At 66.2% G+C, this 19646-nt stretch carries 17 protein-coding genes; 8 read left to right on the top strand and 9 right to left on the bottom strand.

Annotation, left to right across the window (positions count from 1 at the left end; translation table 11 throughout):
• Window positions 1–6: 6 nt before the first annotated feature.
• Both VHN57_RS03935 and purB read right to left on the bottom strand, forming a co-directional pair.
• A complete protein-coding gene (locus tag VHN57_RS03935) occupies window positions 7–294 on the bottom strand; it encodes a hypothetical protein (protein ID WP_161733508.1) in 288 nt (95 codons plus the stop codon).
• A gap of 198 nt (window positions 295–492) precedes the next feature.
• Window positions 493–1809 carry an adenylosuccinate lyase gene (gene purB / locus VHN57_RS03930; RefSeq protein ID WP_048937364.1) on the bottom strand — a complete coding sequence of 439 codons (1317 nt, stop codon included), beginning with the start codon at window positions 1807–1809 and terminating at the stop codon, window positions 493–495.
• A gap of 287 nt (window positions 1810–2096) precedes the next feature.
• On the opposite strand from purB, the gene VHN57_RS03925 reads away from it, so the two are divergent.
• Window positions 2097–2510, top strand: coding sequence for an EF-hand domain-containing protein (locus VHN57_RS03925; RefSeq protein WP_026109251.1), 414 nt, complete (start codon window positions 2097–2099; stop codon window positions 2508–2510).
• A 139-nt stretch (window positions 2511–2649) separates the two neighbouring features.
• Here the strand turns inward: VHN57_RS03925 and VHN57_RS03920 are convergent, their stop codons facing one another.
• Complete coding sequence (locus VHN57_RS03920) at window positions 2650–2835, bottom strand: hypothetical protein (RefSeq protein WP_004211421.1); 186 nt, start codon at window positions 2833–2835, stop codon at window positions 2650–2652.
• A gap of 223 nt (window positions 2836–3058) precedes the next feature.
• On the opposite strand from VHN57_RS03920, the gene VHN57_RS03915 reads away from it, so the two are divergent.
• The 7 genes from VHN57_RS03915 (at window position 3059) to pyrF (ending at window position 9222) form a co-directional block, all read left to right on the top strand.
• A complete protein-coding gene (locus VHN57_RS03915) occupies window positions 3059–4207 on the top strand; it encodes a fumarylacetoacetate hydrolase family protein (RefSeq protein ID WP_278391677.1) in 1149 nt (382 codons plus the stop codon).
• Window positions 4204–4962, top strand: coding sequence for an SDR family NAD(P)-dependent oxidoreductase (locus VHN57_RS03910; protein ID WP_048937366.1), 759 nt, complete (start codon window positions 4204–4206; stop codon window positions 4960–4962). The genes VHN57_RS03915 and VHN57_RS03910 overlap by 4 nt, the downstream gene beginning before the upstream one ends.
• A gap of 1 nt (window position 4963) precedes the next feature.
• The gene (locus tag VHN57_RS03905) at window positions 4964–5839 is read left to right on the top strand and encodes an SMP-30/gluconolactonase/LRE family protein (protein WP_278986222.1); all 876 of its coding nucleotides are present in this window, start codon (window positions 4964–4966) and stop codon (window positions 5837–5839) included.
• 29 nt (window positions 5840–5868) lie between these two features.
• Window positions 5869–7281 carry a sugar porter family MFS transporter gene (locus tag VHN57_RS03900; RefSeq protein WP_017501562.1) on the top strand — a complete coding sequence of 471 codons (1413 nt, stop codon included), beginning with the start codon at window positions 5869–5871 and terminating at the stop codon, window positions 7279–7281.
• A complete protein-coding gene (locus tag VHN57_RS03895; RefSeq protein ID WP_459116286.1) occupies window positions 7278–8135 on the top strand; it encodes an aldose 1-epimerase in 858 nt (285 codons plus the stop codon). The genes VHN57_RS03900 and VHN57_RS03895 overlap by 4 nt, the downstream gene beginning before the upstream one ends.
• A gap of 68 nt (window positions 8136–8203) precedes the next feature.
• Entirely contained in the window at window positions 8204–8551 is a 348-nt protein-coding gene (locus VHN57_RS03890; protein WP_004211415.1) for a lipopolysaccharide assembly protein LapA domain-containing protein, read from the top strand.
• The gene (gene pyrF / locus VHN57_RS03885; RefSeq protein ID WP_010337957.1) at window positions 8548–9222 is read left to right on the top strand and encodes an orotidine-5'-phosphate decarboxylase; all 675 of its coding nucleotides are present in this window, start codon (window positions 8548–8550) and stop codon (window positions 9220–9222) included. Before VHN57_RS03890 ends, pyrF begins: the two co-directional genes overlap by 4 nt.
• Window positions 9223–9279: 57 nt before the next feature.
• Here the strand turns inward: pyrF and VHN57_RS03880 are convergent, their stop codons facing one another.
• The 6 genes from VHN57_RS03880 to VHN57_RS03855 form a co-directional block, all read right to left on the bottom strand.
• Complete coding sequence (locus tag VHN57_RS03880; protein WP_278986224.1) at window positions 9280–10380, bottom strand: glycoside hydrolase family 43 protein; 1101 nt, start codon at window positions 10378–10380, stop codon at window positions 9280–9282.
• A 206-nt stretch (window positions 10381–10586) separates the two neighbouring features.
• Window positions 10587–11015: an acyl-CoA thioesterase gene (locus VHN57_RS03875; RefSeq protein ID WP_004211412.1), complete on the bottom strand. Its 429-nt coding sequence runs from the start codon at window positions 11013–11015 to the stop codon at window positions 10587–10589.
• A 94-nt stretch (window positions 11016–11109) separates the two neighbouring features.
• Window positions 11110–11763 carry an outer membrane protein gene (locus VHN57_RS03870; protein WP_004211411.1) on the bottom strand — a complete coding sequence of 218 codons (654 nt, stop codon included), beginning with the start codon at window positions 11761–11763 and terminating at the stop codon, window positions 11110–11112.
• A 177-nt stretch (window positions 11764–11940) separates the two neighbouring features.
• Entirely contained in the window at window positions 11941–13335 is a 1395-nt protein-coding gene (locus VHN57_RS03865; protein WP_278986226.1) for an L-serine ammonia-lyase, read from the bottom strand.
• A gap of 1 nt (window position 13336) precedes the next feature.
• Entirely contained in the window at window positions 13337–17542 is a 4206-nt protein-coding gene (locus VHN57_RS03860) for a translocation/assembly module TamB domain-containing protein (RefSeq protein ID WP_423282834.1), read from the bottom strand.
• Window positions 17542–19560, bottom strand: a complete 2019-nt coding sequence (locus VHN57_RS03855) for an autotransporter assembly complex protein TamA (protein ID WP_423282832.1) — start codon at window positions 19558–19560, stop codon at window positions 17542–17544. The genes VHN57_RS03860 and VHN57_RS03855 overlap by 1 nt, the downstream gene beginning before the upstream one ends.
• Window positions 19561–19646: the final 86 nt, after the last annotated feature.

Genomic DNA, 19646 nt, shown 5'->3' with positions numbered 1-19646 from the left:
GCGCCTTCAACTCCAGTTGATTTCAGACCGCACCATTGATTGCGCGAACCCTTTGGCCTGAATGACAGTAGGGAAAGCTGGTCCGCTAATCTGACTGAAGTAGGCATAATAGAGCAGCCCCTGTTCGCCCAACGGTTCCGGCTGCTCGCCCTCGATAAGTTGCTGGTCTGCCTCCGCGATGGCGTAGCCATAGTCGAACGTGAGGCCGATGATGCGGACCGGCATGAGGCCTGATCCCCCGTATTGCCATGTGCCTTTTGCGACAGTGGCGGCCTCAATTTCATTGTCCGTCATGATGGCTTTGTGGCGATACGAGTAAATGTCTGCAAGTAAGATCGGGTGCAGACGATCTCATGTCCAAGAATGGTCGTCAGCGGGCAAAACCCGTTATCGTCGTGACTTCGCCATGCTCGCAAGGAAGCAAAAGGGCGCCGGACCGGGTGGTCGGGCGCCCTCTTCTTTACTGTCGCGCGGCGCTGTTCGCGCGTCGGGTCAGGCTTCGCCGAAGACGCGGGCGAAGATGGTGTCGACCTGGCGGAAATGATAGTCGAGGTTGAACTTGTCCTCGATTTCCTGCGCGCTCAATGCCTTGGCGACGTCTTCGTCGGCCTTGAGCAGTTCGAGCAGCGAGAGCTGGCCGTCGGATTCCCAGACCTTCATCGCGTTGCGCTGGACGTAGCGATAGCTGTCTTCGCGGCTGACGCCGGCCTGGGTCAGGGCCAGCAGCACGCGCTGCGAGTGGACCAGGCCACCCATCTTGTCGAGATTCTTCATCATCCGCTCGGGGTAGACGAGCAGCTTGTCGATCACGCCGGTCAGGCGGCCGAGCGCGAAGTCGAGGGTGATGGTCGCGTCGGGGCCAATATAGCGCTCGACCGAGGAGTGCGAGATGTCGCGCTCATGCCAGAGCGCCACATTTTCCATGGCGGGCAGCGCATAGCTGCGCACCATGCGGGCGAGGCCGGTGAGGTTTTCGGTGAGGACCGGGTTGCGCTTGTGCGGCATCGCCGACGAGCCCTTCTGGCCGGGCGAGAAATATTCCTCGGCCTCCAGCACTTCGGTGCGCTGCAGGTGGCGGACCTCGACGGCGAGGCGCTCGATCGAGGAGGCGATGACGCCCAGGGTCGCGAAGAACATGGCGTGGCGATCGCGCGGGATCACCTGGGTCGAGACCGGCTCGATCGCAAGGCCGAGCTTTTGCGCGACATGCTCCTCGACGCGCGGATCGATATTGGCGAAGGTGCCGACCGCGCCCGAAATGGCGCAGGTGGCGACTTCCTCGCGGGCCGCGACCAGGCGGGTCTTGCAGCGGCTGAACTCGGCATAGGCTTCTGCCATCTTGAGGCCGAAGGTGACCGGTTCGGCATGAATGCCGTGGCTGCGGCCGATGGTCGGGGTCAGCTTATGCTCGAAGGCGCGGCGCTTGATGACGTCGAGCAGCTTGTCGAGATCCTCGATCAGCAGGTCGGCGGCGCGGGTCAGCTGCACGGCAAGGCAGGTGTCGAGCACGTCGGAGCTGGTCATGCCCTGGTGCATGAAGCGGGCTTCGTCGCCCACCTGTTCGGCGACCCAGGTCAGGAAGGCGATGACGTCATGCTTGGTGACGGCTTCGATCGCGTCGATCGCGGGCACGTCGATCGCGGGGTTGGTGGCCCACCAGTCCCACAGCGCCTTGGCGGCCGACGGCGGGACGACGCCCAGTTCGCCCAGCTTCTCGGTCGCGTGCGCCTCGATCTCGAACCAGATCTTGAAGCGGGCTTCCGGCTCCCAGAGGGCGGTCATTGCGGGACGGGAATAGCGGGGGACCATGGGCGAATCCTGCGGCTGGAGGGTGGATATTGCCGCGCCGCCTAGCAGCCCGCGCCCGTTGGGGCAATTGAGGAGGCTCCCCTGCCCCGCGCGCGCCTCATCCGGCCGCAATTATCCAAGCAAAGACAGTCGAACCGAAGCATTTCATAAGTCCAAATGCGTAGATGAACCGATGTTCAGGAACTTTTCCTAGTCTTCATGTATTATGTGATGGCAATTAAGGCATGAAGCCAAAGCAGGCGCCCAATGCAGGCCCTGCGCGTTTCAATGATATAAAGGATGTCGCCATGATCCGCACCTTGCTTCTGACGAGCGCCATGCTGGTCGCAGCGCCCGCATTGGCGCAGCAGGCTGCGCCGGCCGATCCGGCAGCGCAGGCCGCACAACCGGCCGCGCCCGCGAGCCCGGCCGAACCGCAGGCCGCGCAGCCGGCAAACCCGGCCAATTCGGTCGCCGCGATCGTCGAGTCGGAATTCCCGGCCTATGACACGAACAAGGACGGACAGTTGGACCAGGGCGAGTTTTCGCGCTGGATGGTGGCCCTCAAGGATCAGGAGATGAAGGCCACCGGCAAGACGCTGCCGCCGGCCGAAGTCACCGCCTGGGCCAGCGGCGCCTTCACCACTGCCGATGCCGACAAGAGCATATCGGTCAGCAAGCCCGAACTGATCAGCTATCTGAGCGGCAGCGCGGGCGCATAAATATTTCCCTTCCCGTCACGAAGGCAGGGAAAATACAGAACCCCAAGCGGGTCGCACCGGGGCGGCATGTCACAGAACATGCCGCCTCCTTTTTTTTGATGGCGGATGGCCGCGGGGCCGGGAAGAGGCCCCGACGGGTTCAGCGACGCTTCTTGGTATAGAGCAAAGCAGCGACGATCGCGGCCGAGCCGATGCCCACGGCCGTGCCCATCCACACGGCCTTTCCGGCGGACTTGCGCGCCGCATCGGCGAGATCGGGGGCATTATCCTCTGGCTGGAGGGCTTCTGCGCCGGCGTCCGGCACGCTCTCTTGGTTCTTCTTCATAGTCCCCCTTCTATGCCGCAGCCCGGCGGGACTGAAAAGGGCTGACGTAGCGGCAAGGCCGGAAATTCGCCGTGCCACGCGCACGCCATGACGCCTGGCCCGCGGCCAACAAAGGTCCGACGCCCCGTCGCTGCGAGCGATTTTCATCAGGGGGTCTTGACTTGCACCGCCCTTCCATGTTGGTAGCGCTATCAATCAACAACCAGGTGCATAGGAGAAGATGATGCCGGGGGATACCGCCTTGCTTGACTGTCTGCCGCATGACTGGCGGACCGGGCTTTTCCTGGGCCGCATCCAGACGAACGCGGGCCCGAGCCCGATCCTGGTGTCGCAGGGCGTCGTTTACGACATGAGCGCGATCGCGCCGACCAGCGCCCAGCTGGTCGAGAAGCTGCCCTTCGTCGCCGCCACAGATGGCGAGAAGATCGGCGATCTGGGCGCGATCGAGGCGGCGCTGCTGAGCCCGGTCGACCTGCAATGCGTCAAGGCCTGTGGCGTGACCTTTGCCCTGTCGGCGCTGGAGCGCGTGATCGAAGAACGGGCGCGCGGCGACGCCGGCGCTGCCGCCGAAATCCGTGGTCGCCTGGAAGAGCGGGTCGGCGGATCGATCCGCGCCGTGGTGCCGGGCACCGAGGAAGCCGCAGCGCTCAAGGCCGCGCTGATCGAGGACGGCCTGTGGTCGCAATATCTGGAAGTCGCGATCGGCCCGGACGCGGAAGTCTTCACCAAGGCGCCGGTGCTGGCGACGGTCGGCCCGATGGCGGAAATCGGCATCCGGTCCGATTCCACCTGGAACAATCCCGAGCCCGAAGTCGTGCTGCTGGTCAATGCCGATGGCCAGGCCGTGGGCGCGACGCTGGGCAATGACGTCAACCTGCGCGATTTCGAGGGCCGCTCCGCCCTGCTGCTGGGCAAGGCGAAGGACAATAATGCGTCCTGCTCGCTCGGCCCGCTGGTTCGCCTGTTCGACGGCGATTTCACCATCGACGATGTGCGCAATGCCGAAGTCGGCCTGACCATCGAGGGGCCGGAAGGCTATATGCTCGAAGGCACGAGCCGGATGGACCAGATCAGCCGCGATCCGCTGGAACTGGTGCGCCAGACCCTGTCGGAACATCAATATCCCGATGGCTTCGCCCTGTTCCTGGGCACGCTGTTCGCGCCCGTGCAGGACCGTGACGAGGAAGGCCGCGGCTTTACGCACAAGGTCGGTGACATCGTTGCCATCTCCACCCCGCGCCTGGGCAAGCTGATCAACCCGGTGGTGACGTCGAAGGACGCCGCACCCTGGACCTTTGGCCTGACCGCGCTGATGACCAATCTTGCCGGGCGCGGTCTGCTCTCGGCCGTCGACCAGAAAGAAACTGCATGAGCCGCGCCATCTACCCGAGCCTGAAGGGCAAGCGGGTCTTCATCAGCGGCGGCGGCAGCGGCATCGGCGAAGGGCTGGTCGAAGCCTATGCGATGCAGGGCGCGCATGTCGCCTTCTGCGACATCGCCATCCCCGAGAGCGAGGCGCTGGCCGCACGGCTGAGCGGCTGTGCCTTTACCCCGATCTTCCACGCCTGCGACCTGCGCGACATCGACGCGCTGCAGGCAATGATGGCGCGGGTCGAGGCCGAACTGGGCGGGATCGACATCCTGATCAACAACGCCGCCAATGACGATCGCCACACGATCGAGGACGTGACCCAGGCCTATTGGGACGAGCGGATGGCGGTCAATCTGCGCCACCAGTTCTTCGCGGCGCAGGCGGCGATCCCGGCGATGAAGCGCGCGGGCGGCGGCGTGATCCTGAACTTCGGTTCGATCAGCTGGCACCTGGCCCTGCCCGACCTCATCCTCTACCAGACCGCCAAGGCGGCGATCGAGGGGCTGACGCGCAGCCTGGCCCGCGACCTTGGCCGCGACAATATCCGCGTCAACACCATCATTCCGGGCAATGTGAAGACGCTGCGCCAGGAAAAATGGTACACGCCCGAAGGCGAGGCCGAGATCGTCGCGGCCCAGTGCCTGGACGGCCGCATCCTGCCGGTCGATGTCGCCGCGCTGGCCATGTTCCTGTCGTCGGACGATGCGCGCTACTGCACCGGCCATGACTATTTCATCGACGCCGGCTGGCGCTGAGATGAGCGACTCCGCACCGCGCAGCGTCCTGTCGGTCGGGGCGATACTGGGCGAAGGGCCGATCTGGGTCGAACGCGAGGCGGCCTTGTGGTTCGTCGACATCAAGGGCCATGCGATCCACCGCTTCGACCCGGCGCTGGACGTGTCCAAGAGCTGGACCACGCCGGGCCAGGTCGGCTGGATCGTGCCGACCGACGACGGGCTGTTCGCGGTCGGCCTGCAATCGGGCGTGCATCGCTTCGATCCGAAGAGCGGCGCCTTCACCCTGCTCCACGCGCCCGAGGCGCATCGGCCGGGCAACCGGCTGAACGACGCCACGGTGGCGCCCGGCGGTGCCCTGTGGTTCGGGTCGATGGACGATGCCGAGGCAGAGGAAAGCGGCCGTTTCTATCGCCTGCATCGCGGCGATCTGGTCGAAAGCGGGCTGGCCGCCGTGTCGATCACCAACGGCCCTGCCCTCTCGCCCGACGGGCGCATCCTCTATCATACCGACACGCTGGGCCGCGCCATCTGGCAATGCCCGGTCGATGTCGATGGCGTCGCCGGCGCCGCCACCCTGTTCACGCGGATCGAGGATGGCGCAGGCTATCCCGACGGCCCCACGGTCGATGCCGAAGGCTGCCTGTGGACCGGACTGTTCGGCGGATGGGCGGTGCGCCGCTATGACCCCGCCGGGCGGCTGATGCGGGAAATCCGCTTCCCCGTCGCCAACATCACCAAGATCGCCTTTGGCGGCCCGGACCTGATGACGGCCTATGCCACGACGGCGCGCAAGGGACTGGATGTGACAGCGTTGACAGAACAGCCCCTGGCAGGCGATCTGTTCGCCTTCGACGCCGGCGTCGCGGGGCTGCCGGGCCATGTCGCCACGATATAGAAGAAATAGAGAGCTGGAAGGACAAGCAGATGAGTGAGGGGAGCGCCGGGAAGGTCAATATGGCCTTCATCGCAGCGATCGTGGCCGTCGCCACGATCGGCGGTTTCATGTTCGGTTATGATTCGGGCGTCATCAACGGCACCCAGAAGGGGCTGGAAGCCGCCTTCGACCTGGGCAAGCTGGGCATCGGCGTCAATGTCGGTGCGATCCTGGTAGGGTCGTCGATCGGCGCGTTCGGCGCGGGCCGCATGGCCGACATCATCGGCCGTCGCGGCGTGATGATGCTGGCGGCGATCCTGTTCCTGGTGAGCGCGCTGCTGGCCGGTGCCGCCGGTTCCTCCGCCATCTTCATCATTGCCCGCATCATCGGCGGCCTGGGCGTCGGCGCGGCGAGCGTCATCTCGCCGGTCTATATCTCCGAAGTCACCCCCGCCTCGATCCGCGGCCGGCTGTCGAGCGTGCAGCAGGTGATGATCATTTCCGGCCTGACCGGCGCCTTCGTCGCCAATTTCGTGCTGGCCCGCTATGCCGGCGGTTCGACCGCGCCCTTGTGGCTCGACTTCCCGGCCTGGCGCTGGATGTTCTGGTTGCAGGCGATCCCGGCCGCCATCTATTTCCTGGCGCTGCTGGTGATCCCGGAAAGCCCCCGCTATCTGGTCGCGCGCGGCCAGGACGAACGCGCCCGCGCGGTCCTGACCAAGCTGTTCGGTGCCGAGGAAGCCAATCGCAAGGTTACCGAGATCCGCGCCAGCCTGGCCGCCGATCATCACCGCCCCAAGCTGAGCGACCTGATCGACAAGGCCAGCGGCAAGGTGCGCCCGATCGTGTGGGCCGGCATTGGCCTCGCCGTGTTCCAGCAGCTGGTCGGCATCAACGTCGTCTTCTATTATGGCGCCACCCTGTGGGAAGCCGTCGGCTTTTCCGAGGATAATGCGCTGCAGATCAACATCCTGTCGGGCGTGCTGTCGATCGGCGCGTGCCTGGGCACGATCATGCTGGTCGACAAGATCGGCCGCAAGCCGCTGCTGCTGATCGGCTCTGCCGGCATGGCGGTGACGCTGGCGATCGTCGCCTATGCCTTCTCCACCGCCGTCACCGGCGCGGATGGCGGCGTGGTGCTGCCGGGCCATAATGGCCTGATGGCGCTGATCGCGGCGAACCTCTACGTGATCTTCTTCAACCTGAGCTGGGGTCCGATCATGTGGGTGATGCTGGGCGAGATGTTCCCCAACCAGATCCGTGGTTCGGGCCTGGCCGTCGCCGGCTTTGCCCAGTGGATCGCCAATGCCGCGATCTCGGTCAGCTTCCCCTCGCTCGCCGTGTCGCCGGGCCTGGTCGTGACCTATACCGGCTACGCCCTGTTTGCCGCCATTTCCTTCTTCTTCGTGCGCGCCATGGTCCATGAGACCAAGGGCCGCGAGCTTGAGGACATGGTCGGCTGAGCAAGATCGTCACCCTGAAGGCGGGCGCGCTCAACTGCGCGCTCGCCCCGGACATTGGCGGGTCGATCCTGTCCTTCGATCGCGACGGCGTGGCCCTGCTGCGCCGCGCGCCGCAGGACAGCCATGATCCGCTGGACATGGCCAGCTTCCCGCTGGTGCCCTATGCCAACCGCATCGCCCATGGGCGCTATAGCGTGGACGGGCAAAGCTATCAGTTGCCGCTCAATTTCGGCGATCATCCCCACAGCATCCATGGCTTTGGCTGGCAGCGGCCCTGGCATGTGCTGGAGCAGTCGGGCCATGACGTCAGGCTGGAACAGGATCATGAAGGCGAAGCCGGCTGGCCCTGGGCCTGGCGCGCGCAGCAGCATGTGCGGCTGAGCGAGGATGCGCTGGAGGTCACGCTGCTGGTGCAGAATCTGGGCGACAACCCGATGCCCTGCGGCCTTGGCTTCCATCCCTATTTCGCGCTGGACGCGGACACGATGCTGCGCTTCCACGCCGACACGCTCTGGCTCTCCTCCCCCGACATGCTGCCCGAACGGGAAGTGCCTGCCGATACGCTGGGCGACTGGTCGCAGGGTGCGTGCGTGACCGGCGACAGCCTGATCGACAATGTCCATGGCGGCTGGGATCATGTGGCGGTGGTCGATCGCGGCGACGGCATCCGCCTGACCTTGACGGCTGAGGGTGCGGACTGGCTGCATGTCTTCCGTCCACCCGCTGGCGACTTCTTCTGCCTGGAGCCGGTCAGCCATATGCCGGACGCGATCAACGGACCTGAAGGCATGGCGATGCTGGCGCCGGGCGCCACGCAAAGCCTGTCGATGATGGTCGCCGTCCGCGAAATCTGAACAGGCGCTTTCGCCTTTCGCCAAAATCGCCTAGGCTGACCGCCCTATCAGCAGCGAGAGGATCGCCGATGCAATTTCTGCGGACTGCCTTCTGGGTCGTCATCGCCGTCGCCCTCGCCTTCTTCTGCATGGCGAACTATGTCCCCGTGACCGTGCGCCTGTGGGGCGACATGGTGATGGAAACCAAATTGCCGGTGCTTCTGATCGGCGCATTCCTGCTGGGCGCCATGCCCTTCTGGATCATGGCCCGCGCAACGCGCTGGCGCATGAAGCGCCGGCTGGAGAGCACCGAGCGTGCGCTGGTCGCCGCGACCGCTTCCGCCGCGCCGGCTACACCCGTGACGCCTGCGACGGTGACAACCCCGATCTTGCCCGACGCCACGCCGTCGCCCCTTACCCCTACAGGACAAGCATGAGCAGCCCGATCTATGTCGCCATCGACACGCCCGACCTTGCCAAGGCCCAGCATCTGGCCGGGCAGGTCCGCAACCATGTCGGCGGGCTGAAGCTGGGGCTGGAGTTCTTCTGCGCCAATGGCCATCATGGCGTGCATGAGATGATGAAGTTCGGCCTGCCGATCTTCCTCGACCTCAAGCTGCACGACATTCCCAATACGGTGGCCAAGGCGGTGCAGGCGCTGCACGGGCTGGAGCCGGCGGTGCTGACGGTCCATGCCGCCGGCGGCCGGGCGATGCTGGAGGACGCCAAGGCGGCGGCCGGCACCAAGACCAAGGTGGTGGCGGTGACGGTGCTCACCAGCCTCGACAATGGCGACCTCAATGACATCGGCGTCAATGGCGCGGCGGAGGAGCAAGTGACGCGGCTCGCCGAACTGGCGCGGGACGCGGGCCTGGACGGCATCGTCTGTTCCGGCGAGGAGGTCGCGCTGGTCAAGAAAATCTGGCCCGACGGCTATTTCGTCGTGCCCGGTGTGCGCCCGGCGGGCGGCGCCATGGGCGACCAGAAGCGCGCCGTGACCCCGCGCGAGGCGCTGGACCGGGGGGCGTCGATGTTGGTGATCGGTCGCCCGATCAGCCAGGCCGAAGATCCCGACCAGGCGGCGCGCGCGATCGAAGCGACGCTGTAGGGATGGCGGATCGCACCGGCGGCGCTGCGCCGGTCCGGTGCGATCCTCCCCTGCCCCTTATTTCTGGAAAAACGTCTTCAGCCGCTCCGCTTCCGCCGGGGTGATCGGGATGACGGCGCCATGCTTGGGCTGGGTGAAGTTGGTGGCCTTCATCGGCGATCCCGGCGCGTTGAAATGGCCGATGTCGCGGAAATGGACGAAATCCTCCGTCTCCGAAAAGCCCATATTGTTGACCGGCTTGGCACCGAACACATCATACATCAGCACATAGGTGTCGGTGCCGTGGCGCCGCCACAGATTGGGCGCTTCGGTGCCGACCGTTTCCGGGTCGATCTTGGCGGGATCGAAGACATAGCCGCCATCCATGCGCGATGAGGTCGCCTGGCGCAGATGGCCGGGCTTGTCATGCGCGACATAAAAGAGGCGGTAGCGGTCGCCGACCTTGGTGATGTCGCCGTCGATCGTGCCGATGCCGGGCTTGGGATAGGTGAACAGGTCGCGCGGTTCGCTGGTCAGCGTGGTGAAGGCGTCGTCCGCATAGGCATAGACCATATGGTCGGTCTCCTTGCCGTTGCGGGTGCTGAAATAGACCATGATCTTGCGCTTGTCGGGATCGTAGATCATTTCCGGCGCCCAGGCGGTGCCGGCATTGGCGGTCGACTTGAACAACTGATCGATGGTCACGGACGCGAGCGTCCAGTGGGTGAGATCATAGGATTTCATGAAGAGCATCGAGCGGTTATTGCCCCAGCCATAGCTGTCGGTCGGCCGCTGCCAGTCGGTATCGCGCAACCCTTCGCGCCTGGCGAAAATATGCAGGTCGGTCATGGCGAGATAGAAGGCATTGTCGGGGCCGCGCATGATATAGGGATCGCGGATACCCTTCTGTTCGGCGACGTCGCGGCCATTGAGGACCGGCGCACCGTCATTAACGTCGGTGAAACTGTAGCCGTCTGCCGAGGTCGCGAAATGCAGCGAGTGGGTCTCGTCCTTGAAATAGACGAGGAGATAGGAGGTCCGGACGCTGGCTTCGTCCTTCGCTTCCGGCTTGCCCTTGGCGATGCTTTTGACGATGTCGAGCTGGCGCGGCGGCGTGGCGGGGGCCGCGATCGCCATGGTGGCGCTGCCCAGCAGCAGGCCAAACCCCAGATATGTCATTCCCGACTGCCACCGCATCAACGCCCTCTCCCTCATCCATCGGGCGAGCGCATGATGATCGACAGACGCGCTTCGCCGACAGGGCCGCAGCGGACGGCGCTCTTCGCCGCCCCGTCACCGGCCCTTTATTTGTCGGACTAATGCAAACATCCGCGCATGGGTCAAGCGCGTTCCCGCGCTGCAACCCTGCCATTCATGGGATGGGATCAGTCGGCGGTGGTGCCGCTGTCGTCGGGCGCGAAGAAATGCTGCATCACTTCGCGGGCAATGCGGGCCGGGCGCAGGGTGGAGGCATCGACGCAGCACCAGCTCGACTTGACCTCGGCCAGCACTTCCTCGCCACGGCGGATCACCGTTTCGTAGAAGGCTCGGGCGCCCTGCACCTTTTCGAGGAGGACGGTGGCGATCACCTCATCATCCAGGAAGGTGGGCTTGCGATAGGTGATCTCATGCTTGAGCGCGACCCAGAGATGCTGGGCCACCGCCTCGGCCGGGGCGAGCGCGCGCCAATGGTCGAGCACGGCATCCTGCACCCACTTCAGATAGCTGGCATTGTTGACATGACCCATGAAGTCGATGTCGTCGGGCTGGATGCCAACCGGGTACAGGTGGGGAATCGCGTTACTCACAACCATGTAAGTAACATCCCCGCAGGGCGGCTGATAGAGGCTATGGGCGGATGCTGCAAAAAAGGGGCCGATCGGTGACCGGCCCCTTTTCCGTATCGTTTTAGAAGCGCCAGCCGACCGAGGCGACGACCTGATGGCGGTCGGTGTCGACGTCGAATTCGCTGCTGGTCGAGCCGTCCATGAAGTCGATATGGGCGCTGTCATATTTGGAGTAGCGATATTCGATCTTGGCGAAGGTGTTGGCGTTGAGCGCGCGCTCCACGCCGCCGCCGACGCGCCAGCCGTCCAGCTTGAACGAGGTGTCGGTGACCTGGTTGGTGTCACCGGCGAGCACGCCCAGCTTGGTGTTGGTGTAGCCGCCCTTCACATAGATGAGGGTCGAGGGATCGGCGAGGATACCGGCGCGGGCACCGATATAGAGATCGCGGCCCTGCTTGACGCGGCCATAGCCGAACTGGTCGGTGAAGTCGTTGCGGCTGCTCTTGGCGGTGGAGTCGGTGAACTCGCCCTCGACGCCGACGACGGCGCCGCCGACATTCACGTCATAGCCCGCGCCGACACCATAGAGCAGGCCGTCGATCTTCTGATCGTCGCTGCCATTGTCATTGTCGATCGAGCTGCCGGCCCCGGTATGATCATAGCCCAGGATCGCTTCGACGCGCGGGCCGGTGAAGGTCGGGGTGGCATCCTGTGCGAGCGCCGGCGCGGCGACTGCACCACCGGCCAGCAAAGTGGCGACCATCAACTTACGCATAAACATCACTCCGTTGTCTTTCTCTTCCCCTTGGGGGTGAGACGCTCAAGCCGGAGCGGTCATATTTGTTTCATGAACCTCAGATAAACAGCTGATAATGTGGCATTAATGCCACGAAACCCGCTCAGTTCGGCGCGTTCCCGTGGGCCGGGAGCGACGAAATGAGGCCGCCTTCCTTCAGCATTCCACGACATTGACGGCCAGGCCGCCAAGCGATGTCTCCTTGTAACGGCTGGCCATGTCCTCACCGGTCTGGCGCATCGTCTCGATCACCGCGTCGAGGCTGACGATGTGACGGCCATCGCCCTGGAGGGCGAGATAGGCGGCGTTGATCGCCTTCACCGCGCCCATGGTGTTGCGTTCGATGCAGGGGATCTGGACGAGGCCGCCGATCGGATCGCAGGTGAGGCCCAGATTATGTTCCATGCCGATCTCGGCGGCATTTTCGACCTGGCTGTTGGTGCCGCCCAGCACGGCGGCGAGGCCAGCCGCCGCCATCGAGCAGGCGACGCCGACTTCGCCCTGGCAGCCCATTTCGGCGGCCGAGATGGAGGCGCGCTTCTTGTAGAGGAAGCCCATGGCGGCGGTGGTGAGGAGGAAGCGGCGTTCCCCTTCCCGATCGGCACCGGGCACGAAGCGGCGATAATAATGGAGCACCGCCGGGATCACGCCGGCCGCGCCGTTGGTGGGTGCGGTGACGACCCGGCCGCCGGCGGCATTTTCCTCATTCACGGCGAGTGCGAACAGGCTGACCCATTCGAAGATCTGGGCGGGGCCGACGCTGGCGCCCTGCAACCGCAGCTTGTTATGGATCGCCTTGGCCCGGCGGCGCACCTTGAGCCCGCCGGGCAGCAGGCCTTCTTCTTTCAGGCCGCGATCGATCGAGGCGGACATGGCGTCGATCACGCTGTCGAGGAAGGCCTCGGTCTCTCCCTGGGCGCGCCAGGCGCCCTCGTTGCGGAGAACCAGCGTGGCGATGCTAAGGCCGGTCGCCTCCCCCTGCGCCAGCAGTTCGGCGCCGGACGAGAAGGGAAAGGGCTGAACCACATTATGGCCGAGCGGAATATCCGGGTCGGCGGGAATGGCGCCAGGCAGCACCGCGCCGCCGCCGATCGAATAATAGTCGCGCACCAGCGGTTCGTCCCGGCCCGGCAGCCAGGCGGTGAAGCGCATGCCGTTGCTGTGCGCCTCCAGAAATTCGCCCATGCGGAAGACGAGGTCGCGCGCTTCCTCGAACGGCACCCAGTCGAGATGGGCGCTGCCGGCGCGAATGCGGCCATCGTCGCGGATCGCCTGAAGGATGGCGGGGATGGCATCGGGATCGACATTTTCAGGGCTGTGACCCGACAGGCCGAGCAGGATCGCGCTGTCGGTGGCATGGCCCCGGCCGGTCAGCGCCAGCGACCCGTAAAGTTCGCACTGCACCCGCACCGGACAGGTGGGCAGCGTATCCATGAACATCAGCGCGGCGCGCATCGGCCCGACCGTGTGCGAGCTGGACGGGCCGATGCCGATGGTGAACAGGTCCATCACGCTGATCGCGGCGGCGCTGTCGATGCGCGATTTGGTCACGTCAATAATCCTTGGAAATACGCAGGTTGGCGCTCTGGCGGCCGAGGGTGGAAATGGCGCCTAGCAGGGACAGCCAGCGTGTCACCTGATATTCCATCCGGGTGGCGCTATAGCCCTGCCCGTCGCTGATCAGTTCGACATAGGTCTTGCGGGTCAGATATTTGCCGGCGGCGAGCGAAGTGCCCTGCCCCTGGGTCGGATCGGCCGCGATGATGCGCAGACGATCCAGGCCAGCCGCCTTGCGCACCGCATTGATCGGATCAAGCCCGCCCTCGCCCTGAAGCGAGCCGACCGCCGAGGCGAGCTGGAGCGCTTCGGGCGCGGACAGGTTGGTGATCGAGGTGCCGAACAGGATGCGCGAGAGCAGTTCGTCCTGCGGCAGCGAGGGCACGGAGTTGAAGCTGATGTCGGGCTTGAGGCCGGTGCCGCCGACATGGATGGTGGCGGTGAGATCACTGACGTCCGCCTCCGCATCGATGTCGAGCGTCGGGTTGACCGGGGTCTTGCCGTCGAACTGGATCCGGCCTTCGCGCAGTTCGAAGCGGCGGCCGGCAAATTCATAATTGCCACGCACCAGTTCGGCCCGGCCGGCGATCGCCGGATTGGTGACGGTGCCGCCGATATTGAGATCAGCGCGCCATTCGCTGTCGAGGCCCAGGCCGGTCACGGTCAGGCGATTGCGCGCCCGCGCCTTGACCGCCATGGTCCAGGGGACGGTGGTGCGTGGCCGTTCGATCTCCTCGCCGCGCCGGTTGATCTCGATCACCTTGAGTTCGGGGATCTGGGCGACGGCGGCGGCGCGACCCATGGTGAAGCGGCTCCTGTTGAGGGTGACGTCGCCGCCAATCTCCCCGCCCTTGCCGTCGGAGCGGATGGTGAGCGGGCCGGTGACGGTGGCGGCGATATCGTCGCGCTCCAGCAGCGCGGCATTGTCCGCCTGGAAGGCGAGGTCCATGCCGACGCCGCCAATGCCGTTGAAGGTGAAATTGCCGGTGCCGGTCACGCTGCCGCCATTCTGGGCATTGGCGGTGAAGCTGGAGAAGACCAGTTGCGCCCCGGCGAACCGGGCGCGCGCCTTGACGTTGCGCAGGCGCATGCCGGTGACCGGGCTGTTGAGTGCGGCATTGTCGGTCGCGAGCGAGCCGGTGATGACCGGATCGGCAAGCGTGCCATGCGCGTCGGCGGTGACGCTGACCGGGCCGGCAATGTCGACAATCTCGACGCCAGTGAGGCGCCAGAGCGTGTCGGCGGTGCCGTTGAAGCGCAGCTGCGCGATCAGCGGCGCACCGTTGAGCCGTTCGACCAGGCTGCCGGTCGAGATGAGCGGGGTGAGCAGCGCCTGGCCACGGCCGATGGTCTGGCCGTCGGCGACGAAGACCATGCGGGTGGCGAGCCGGTCGAGGGTAAGGACGGCGTTGACGCCGACATCGACCGGGCGGGAACTCAAGGACAGGCCCGAGCGGGACAGGCCACGGATGCGCAATTCCGCCTTGCCGGTCGGCAGACCACCGCGCGGGCGGCTGTAGCTCAGCGTGCCGGTGGCCATGCCGCCCAGCCCCAGATTGTCATAGGCGATGTCGAGCAGGGCGAGCGGCATCTTCTGCGCGCGCGCCTCGATCCGGGTGGTTTCGCCGCCCAGTTCGCCCGCCAGTTGCAGCGTGCCGCCGGCATAGCTGATGGTCGCGGGCGACAGGCGCCAGCCATCCTCGGCACGGGTGAAGAGCGCCGCGCGGGTCAGGCGGATCGGCCGCTTGTCGATCGTGCCGCTGGCCGACAGGCGGACCCGGTCGAGATCGACCTGGGCCTCGCCCTTGAGGTCGAACAGGCGGCCGCGCTGGCCCGAGAGATTGCCCGAGACCTTGCCGCGCCCGTCGACCAGCGCGGCGGTGGCGTCGAGCCGACCGAGCAGCATGCCGCCGACGTGAAGGCCGCGTGCCTGGGCGGTGGCGTTGATCGAGGTGCCATCAGGATCGAGCAGGATGGTGGCGTCGAGCGAGCCGCGCCGCACGGCGATGGTCGAAGGGCCGTCGAAGCTGGCATCATTGGCGTCGAGATCGAGCTTCAACTGCTGGATACCGCCGACCGGCTGGAAGCCGATCGTGCCGCTGACCGGGCCGGCGACCAGCAACTGGCCGTCGAGGCCGCCGGTGACGGGGCGGATGTCGCCGCTGGCGGTGACGCCCGAGACGGCGATGCGCGCGACGCGGACCACCGCCTGACCGCCGGGCGGCAGCAAGATGCGGCCTTCGCCGGTGAACGGGCCGAGCGTCGAACCGCCATTGGCGGTGAAGCTGTAATTGCCGTCGGCGCCGGGCAGAAATTCGCCGCGCACGTCGCGCAGGCCGAGCGCATCCATCGGCCGCGCAAGCTGGACATGAACGATCGGCCGGTCGATCTTGCCATCGAGCACGACATTGACCGGGCCATATTGCTTGTGGCTGCCATTGCCTTCGAGATGGACGGTGCCGTCGCGGTGGCGCACGCCCTTGGCATTGAGGCTGATGAGCGGCGCGTCGAGCTTCATGTTGGAGAAGCCGATCTCGCCGCCGGGCAATAGGGCGAGCGCGCTGCGGACCGTGGGCAGGCCGCCGCCCAGCCCCCTGAGAAAGGCATTGTCGAGCCGGCGGACCTTGGCCACGGCATTGCCCGACAGGCCGAAGGCGCCATTGGCGCCGGGGGCCGCACGCAGTTTCGAGTCCAGATCGACGATGCCGAGGCCGCGGATGAAGAGACCGCTGATCCGGCCGTCGATGCCGACATCATAACGGCCGCTCTTGAGGTCGGCCATGACCAGCAGCTTGCCGTTCAGGCGGTCCGACCGGAAGGGCATGGGGTTGCTGACGATCTGCTGCCCCTTGAGTTGCAGCACGCCGTCGAGCGCGAAATTGCGGACGATGCCGGCGACCAGATCGCCCTGCCCGTCGAGGCTGCGGGCGCGCAGCCGGACCGGCAGCAGCACCGGCCCGCTTTTTGCCTGACGGCCCTTGCCGTCGATGCGGACATCGTTGATCTGGGTCTTGCCGAAGGCAAGCTGGCGCGCGGTGAGCAGATATTCATAGCCAAAGCCAGCGAACGGACCGTCGAGCCGGACCTTCGCCACCACGTCGCGGCCGCGCATATCCTTGAGCAGCGCTTCAGGCCGGGCGAGGTTCATGTCGAGGCGCAGATTGTCGAAGGCGTTGTTGCGCAGGTCGATGGCGCCGTCGGCGATCAGGTCGATCGCCGCCGAGCGCAGCGTGAGCCTGCCATCGACCACCCGGTCGGCGAGCGTGCCCTGCGCACCGATGGTCAGGCGCGGCGAAGCGAGGCGCGGCAGCAGGCCCTTGCCGGGAATGGCACTGCCCTCGATCGTGCCCTGGATGGTGTAGGCGCCGCTGCGCGCGCCGAGTTTCAGGTCGGCGACGGGGTTGCCGGCCAGGGTGGCGGCGAGGCGGCCATCCCATCTGGTCCAGCGCCCCTTGCCGCTGATGCGCAGATTCCCGTCCTGATTGAGGCCGGCCATCGCCGCCAGCACGCCGCCCCTGGGCGCGTTGACGGTGACCGCTAGGTTGAACCTGTCATCGTCGGGCCGGCTGTCGAGCGTGAGGTTCAGCGCATCCTCCGCACCGATCACGCGGGCCGACAGGTCGATGATCGCGCGGCCGCCGCGAATGTCCGCATCGCCCGACAGGGTCGCCAGTTCGACCTTGCCGGTGACGGCGGGCGCGACCGTCAGCCGATCGACCGAGAACTGCATCAGGCGGATGTCGAAGCCCGGCAGGATAGGCCCCTGCCGCTCGCTGGGATTGAGCTTGGGCAGTTTGTGCAGGGTCGCCTGCGGGATCACCAGCCGGTCGATGTCGAGCCGGTTGGAAAGCCAGGCGAAGGGCCACCAGTCCAGCTCCACCCGCGGCGCGTCGAAGAAGCGGCCCTTGGGATCGGACAGGACGAGGCCGCGCAGCACCGCCTTGCGATAGATGCTGCCCTCGATCCGGTCGACATGGATGCGCAGGCCCGAGGGCGGGCTGACGGCGGCGATACGCGAGACGAGGAAGCGGTGTCCGGGCGTGCTGTCGAGCCAGGCCAGCGTGGCCACCACGACCAGCAGCGCGAGCGCCAGTGCGCCAGCCAACCAGCGCTGCCAGCGCCCGTCCCAGGCGCGGCGGCGCGGCGGCGCGGCGGGTGGCGGCGGCACGGGCGGCTGGCTGTCGGGCGGCGGCGTGGCCATCAGAAGGCCTGCCCCAGCGAGACATAGACGGCGACCTTGGCATCGCCCGGCTGCGGATTGATCGGCGTGCCGACATCGACGCGGATCGGGCCGAAGCTGCTATAATAGCGCACGCCAAGCCCCGTGCCGACGCGCAGGTCGCGGAAGCGCGGCAGGAAGGTGGTGGAGATATTGCCCGCGTCGAGGAAGGGCACGACGCCGAAATTGCCGAAGCGGATGCGTGCTTCGGCGGAAAATTCGATCAGGCTCTTGCCGCCGACCGGATCATCGTCCGGGCCGTAGCGCGGGCCGATCGCCTGATAGCCATAGCCGCGTACCGACGCGCCGCCGCCGGCATAGAAGCGCCGCGAGGGCGCGATACGATCGACCGTGGAGCCGAGGATGGTGCCGAGCCGGGTGCGCCCGGCGAGCACGACACGATCATTGATCGGCTGATAGGCGCTGGCGTCGACCTGCGCCTTGGCATAGCCGAAGGTCGAACCCTGGAAGGAGAGTTCGGGGCTGAGGCGGCCGCCGAGGCGGAAGCCCTTGCTGGGGTTGAGCAGGTCGTCGCTGCCATCATAGGTGAGGCTGAGCGGCACCGCGCCGATGAAGAAGGTACGGCGGCTGCCGCCGGAAAAGGCGTCGGCTTCGTCCGAGGCGATGAGTTCGGCACCGACGCGCCAGACCCAATGTTTCTGGAACAGGATGTTGGTCTGCCGCTCCAGCCCGCCTGACAGGGTGATGGTGCGCGCGTCATAGGCGTCGCGGCGGATATTGCTGTAGGAAACAAGCCCGGTCAGCACATGGTCGCGCTCGCGGAAATTGTTGCGGCGATAGGTCGCCTGCGCCGTCTGTTCCTGGGTGCCGAGAACGCCGCGCAGGGTGAGCGATCCTTCGGGCGGGAAGAGGTTGCGATGCTGCCAGCTGACCTCCGCGCGATAGCCTTCGCCCGTGCCATAGCCCAGTTCGCCCGCAATGGTGCGCATCGGCGCCGGGCGCAGATCGACATCCAGGTCGACATGTTCGCCATCGCCCGCATCCTTCGGCGTCAGGGTGACGGAGGAGACGAGGCCGGTGGTGACGATGGCGCGGCGCAGATCCTCCACATCGGTGGCGCGGTAGGTTTCGCCGGGTTCGAAGCGGGCCATGCGCTGGAGATGGCGGGCGCTGAACACATCATCATTGTCGAGCAATATCTGGCCGAAGCTGCGATAGCCGCCGGGCGTGACGATGATGTCGAGATCGCCGTTGCGCGCTTCATGGTCGATCCGCACTTCGGGTTCGTCCACCCTGGCAAAGGGATAGCCATTTTCGCCCAGCGCCGTCGCCAGCGCGGTCTGGCCCGCCAGGATGCGGTCGGCGTTGATCGGATCGCCCGACTTCATCGTGAAGGCGCCGCGCAGCGTCTCCTCCCGCGGGCCGGTTTCGGCGAGGCCGGCAATCTCCACCGTGTCGAGGAGATAGAGCGGGCCCGGCGTGACATCGAAGATGACGGACAGCTTGTCGCTGCCGGCGGGCGGCGGCGCGACGCTGCCGCGCACCCGCGCGGCATAATAGCCGTCGGCGCGCAGCAACCGGTCGAGCAGGTCGCTGTCCTCCTTCACCCGGCGGTTGATCTGGGCAAGGTTGGCGGCCTTCCCCTCCGACTGGTGCAGCACCGAGAGACTGTCGAAACGGGTCGCGATCTGATTGTCGCCGATCGCGTCGATACCGCGCAGGGTGACGCCATATTTGCGCTCCTCCCCGGCGTCGGTGAAGGTGACGACCTCCTCGGCCGGGCCTGTATCGGCGGCGTCGGCGGCCTGCTGTGCCGGCTGATCGGGGGTATCGGGTTCGCTGGCTGCAACCGGATCCTCCGGCAGCGGGGCGACCGTATCGGGCTGGCCCATGTCGGGCCAGTCGATGCCGATGTCGGGCATGGCATCGAGCGATGCGGAGGGATCGACCGGCGGGCTGGCGGGATCGGCAGCGGGATCAGGCGCAGGCTGGGCCGCCTGCGCGAACGCAGTGCCGGCGGTGCAAAGCGCCAGGGACAAGAGACATAGCCCTGCGGCGCGCGGATCAACGGGAAAGCGGCGCCCTGTCCGCAAGCCATGGGTCATGCGACCGGTCTAGACCAAGT

The organism is Sphingobium salicis subsp. salicis (genome assembly GCF_049472635.1).
In the GTDB taxonomy this organism is placed as follows: Bacteria; Pseudomonadota; Alphaproteobacteria; order Sphingomonadales; family Sphingomonadaceae; genus Sphingobium; species Sphingobium yanoikuyae_A.
Note: the sequence above shows the minus strand (reverse complement) of the source record. Positions and strands in the feature narration are given on the sequence as shown.

Bases quoted from the DNA above. Each gene is read 5' to 3' on its own strand.
- VHN57_RS03935 (WP_161733508.1), bottom strand. From the start codon at position 294: ATGACGGACAATGAAATTGAGGCCGCCACTGTCGCAAAAGGCACATGG.
- purB (WP_048937364.1), bottom strand. From the start codon at position 1,809: ATGGTCCCCCGCTATTCCCGTCCCGCAATGACCGCCCTCTGGGAGCCG.
- VHN57_RS03925 (WP_026109251.1), top strand. From the start codon at position 2,097: ATGATCCGCACCTTGCTTCTGACGAGCGCCATGCTGGTCGCAGCGCCC.
- VHN57_RS03920 (WP_004211421.1), bottom strand. From the start codon at position 2,835: ATGAAGAAGAACCAAGAGAGCGTGCCGGACGCCGGCGCAGAAGCCCTC.
- VHN57_RS03915 (WP_278391677.1), top strand. From the start codon at position 3,059: ATGCCGGGGGATACCGCCTTGCTTGACTGTCTGCCGCATGACTGGCGG.
- VHN57_RS03910 (WP_048937366.1), top strand. From the start codon at position 4,204: ATGAGCCGCGCCATCTACCCGAGCCTGAAGGGCAAGCGGGTCTTCATC.
- VHN57_RS03905 (WP_278986222.1), top strand. From the start codon at position 4,964: ATGAGCGACTCCGCACCGCGCAGCGTCCTGTCGGTCGGGGCGATACTG.
- VHN57_RS03900 (WP_017501562.1), top strand. From the start codon at position 5,869: ATGAGTGAGGGGAGCGCCGGGAAGGTCAATATGGCCTTCATCGCAGCG.
- VHN57_RS03890 (WP_004211415.1), top strand. From the start codon at position 8,204: ATGCAATTTCTGCGGACTGCCTTCTGGGTCGTCATCGCCGTCGCCCTC.
- pyrF (WP_010337957.1), top strand. From the start codon at position 8,548: ATGAGCAGCCCGATCTATGTCGCCATCGACACGCCCGACCTTGCCAAG.
- VHN57_RS03880 (WP_278986224.1), bottom strand. From the start codon at position 10,380: ATGACATATCTGGGGTTTGGCCTGCTGCTGGGCAGCGCCACCATGGCG.
- VHN57_RS03875 (WP_004211412.1), bottom strand. From the start codon at position 11,015: ATGGTTGTGAGTAACGCGATTCCCCACCTGTACCCGGTTGGCATCCAG.
- VHN57_RS03870 (WP_004211411.1), bottom strand. From the start codon at position 11,763: ATGCGTAAGTTGATGGTCGCCACTTTGCTGGCCGGTGGTGCAGTCGCC.
- VHN57_RS03860 (WP_423282834.1), bottom strand. From the start codon at position 17,542: ATGGCCACGCCGCCGCCCGACAGCCAGCCGCCCGTGCCGCCGCCACCC.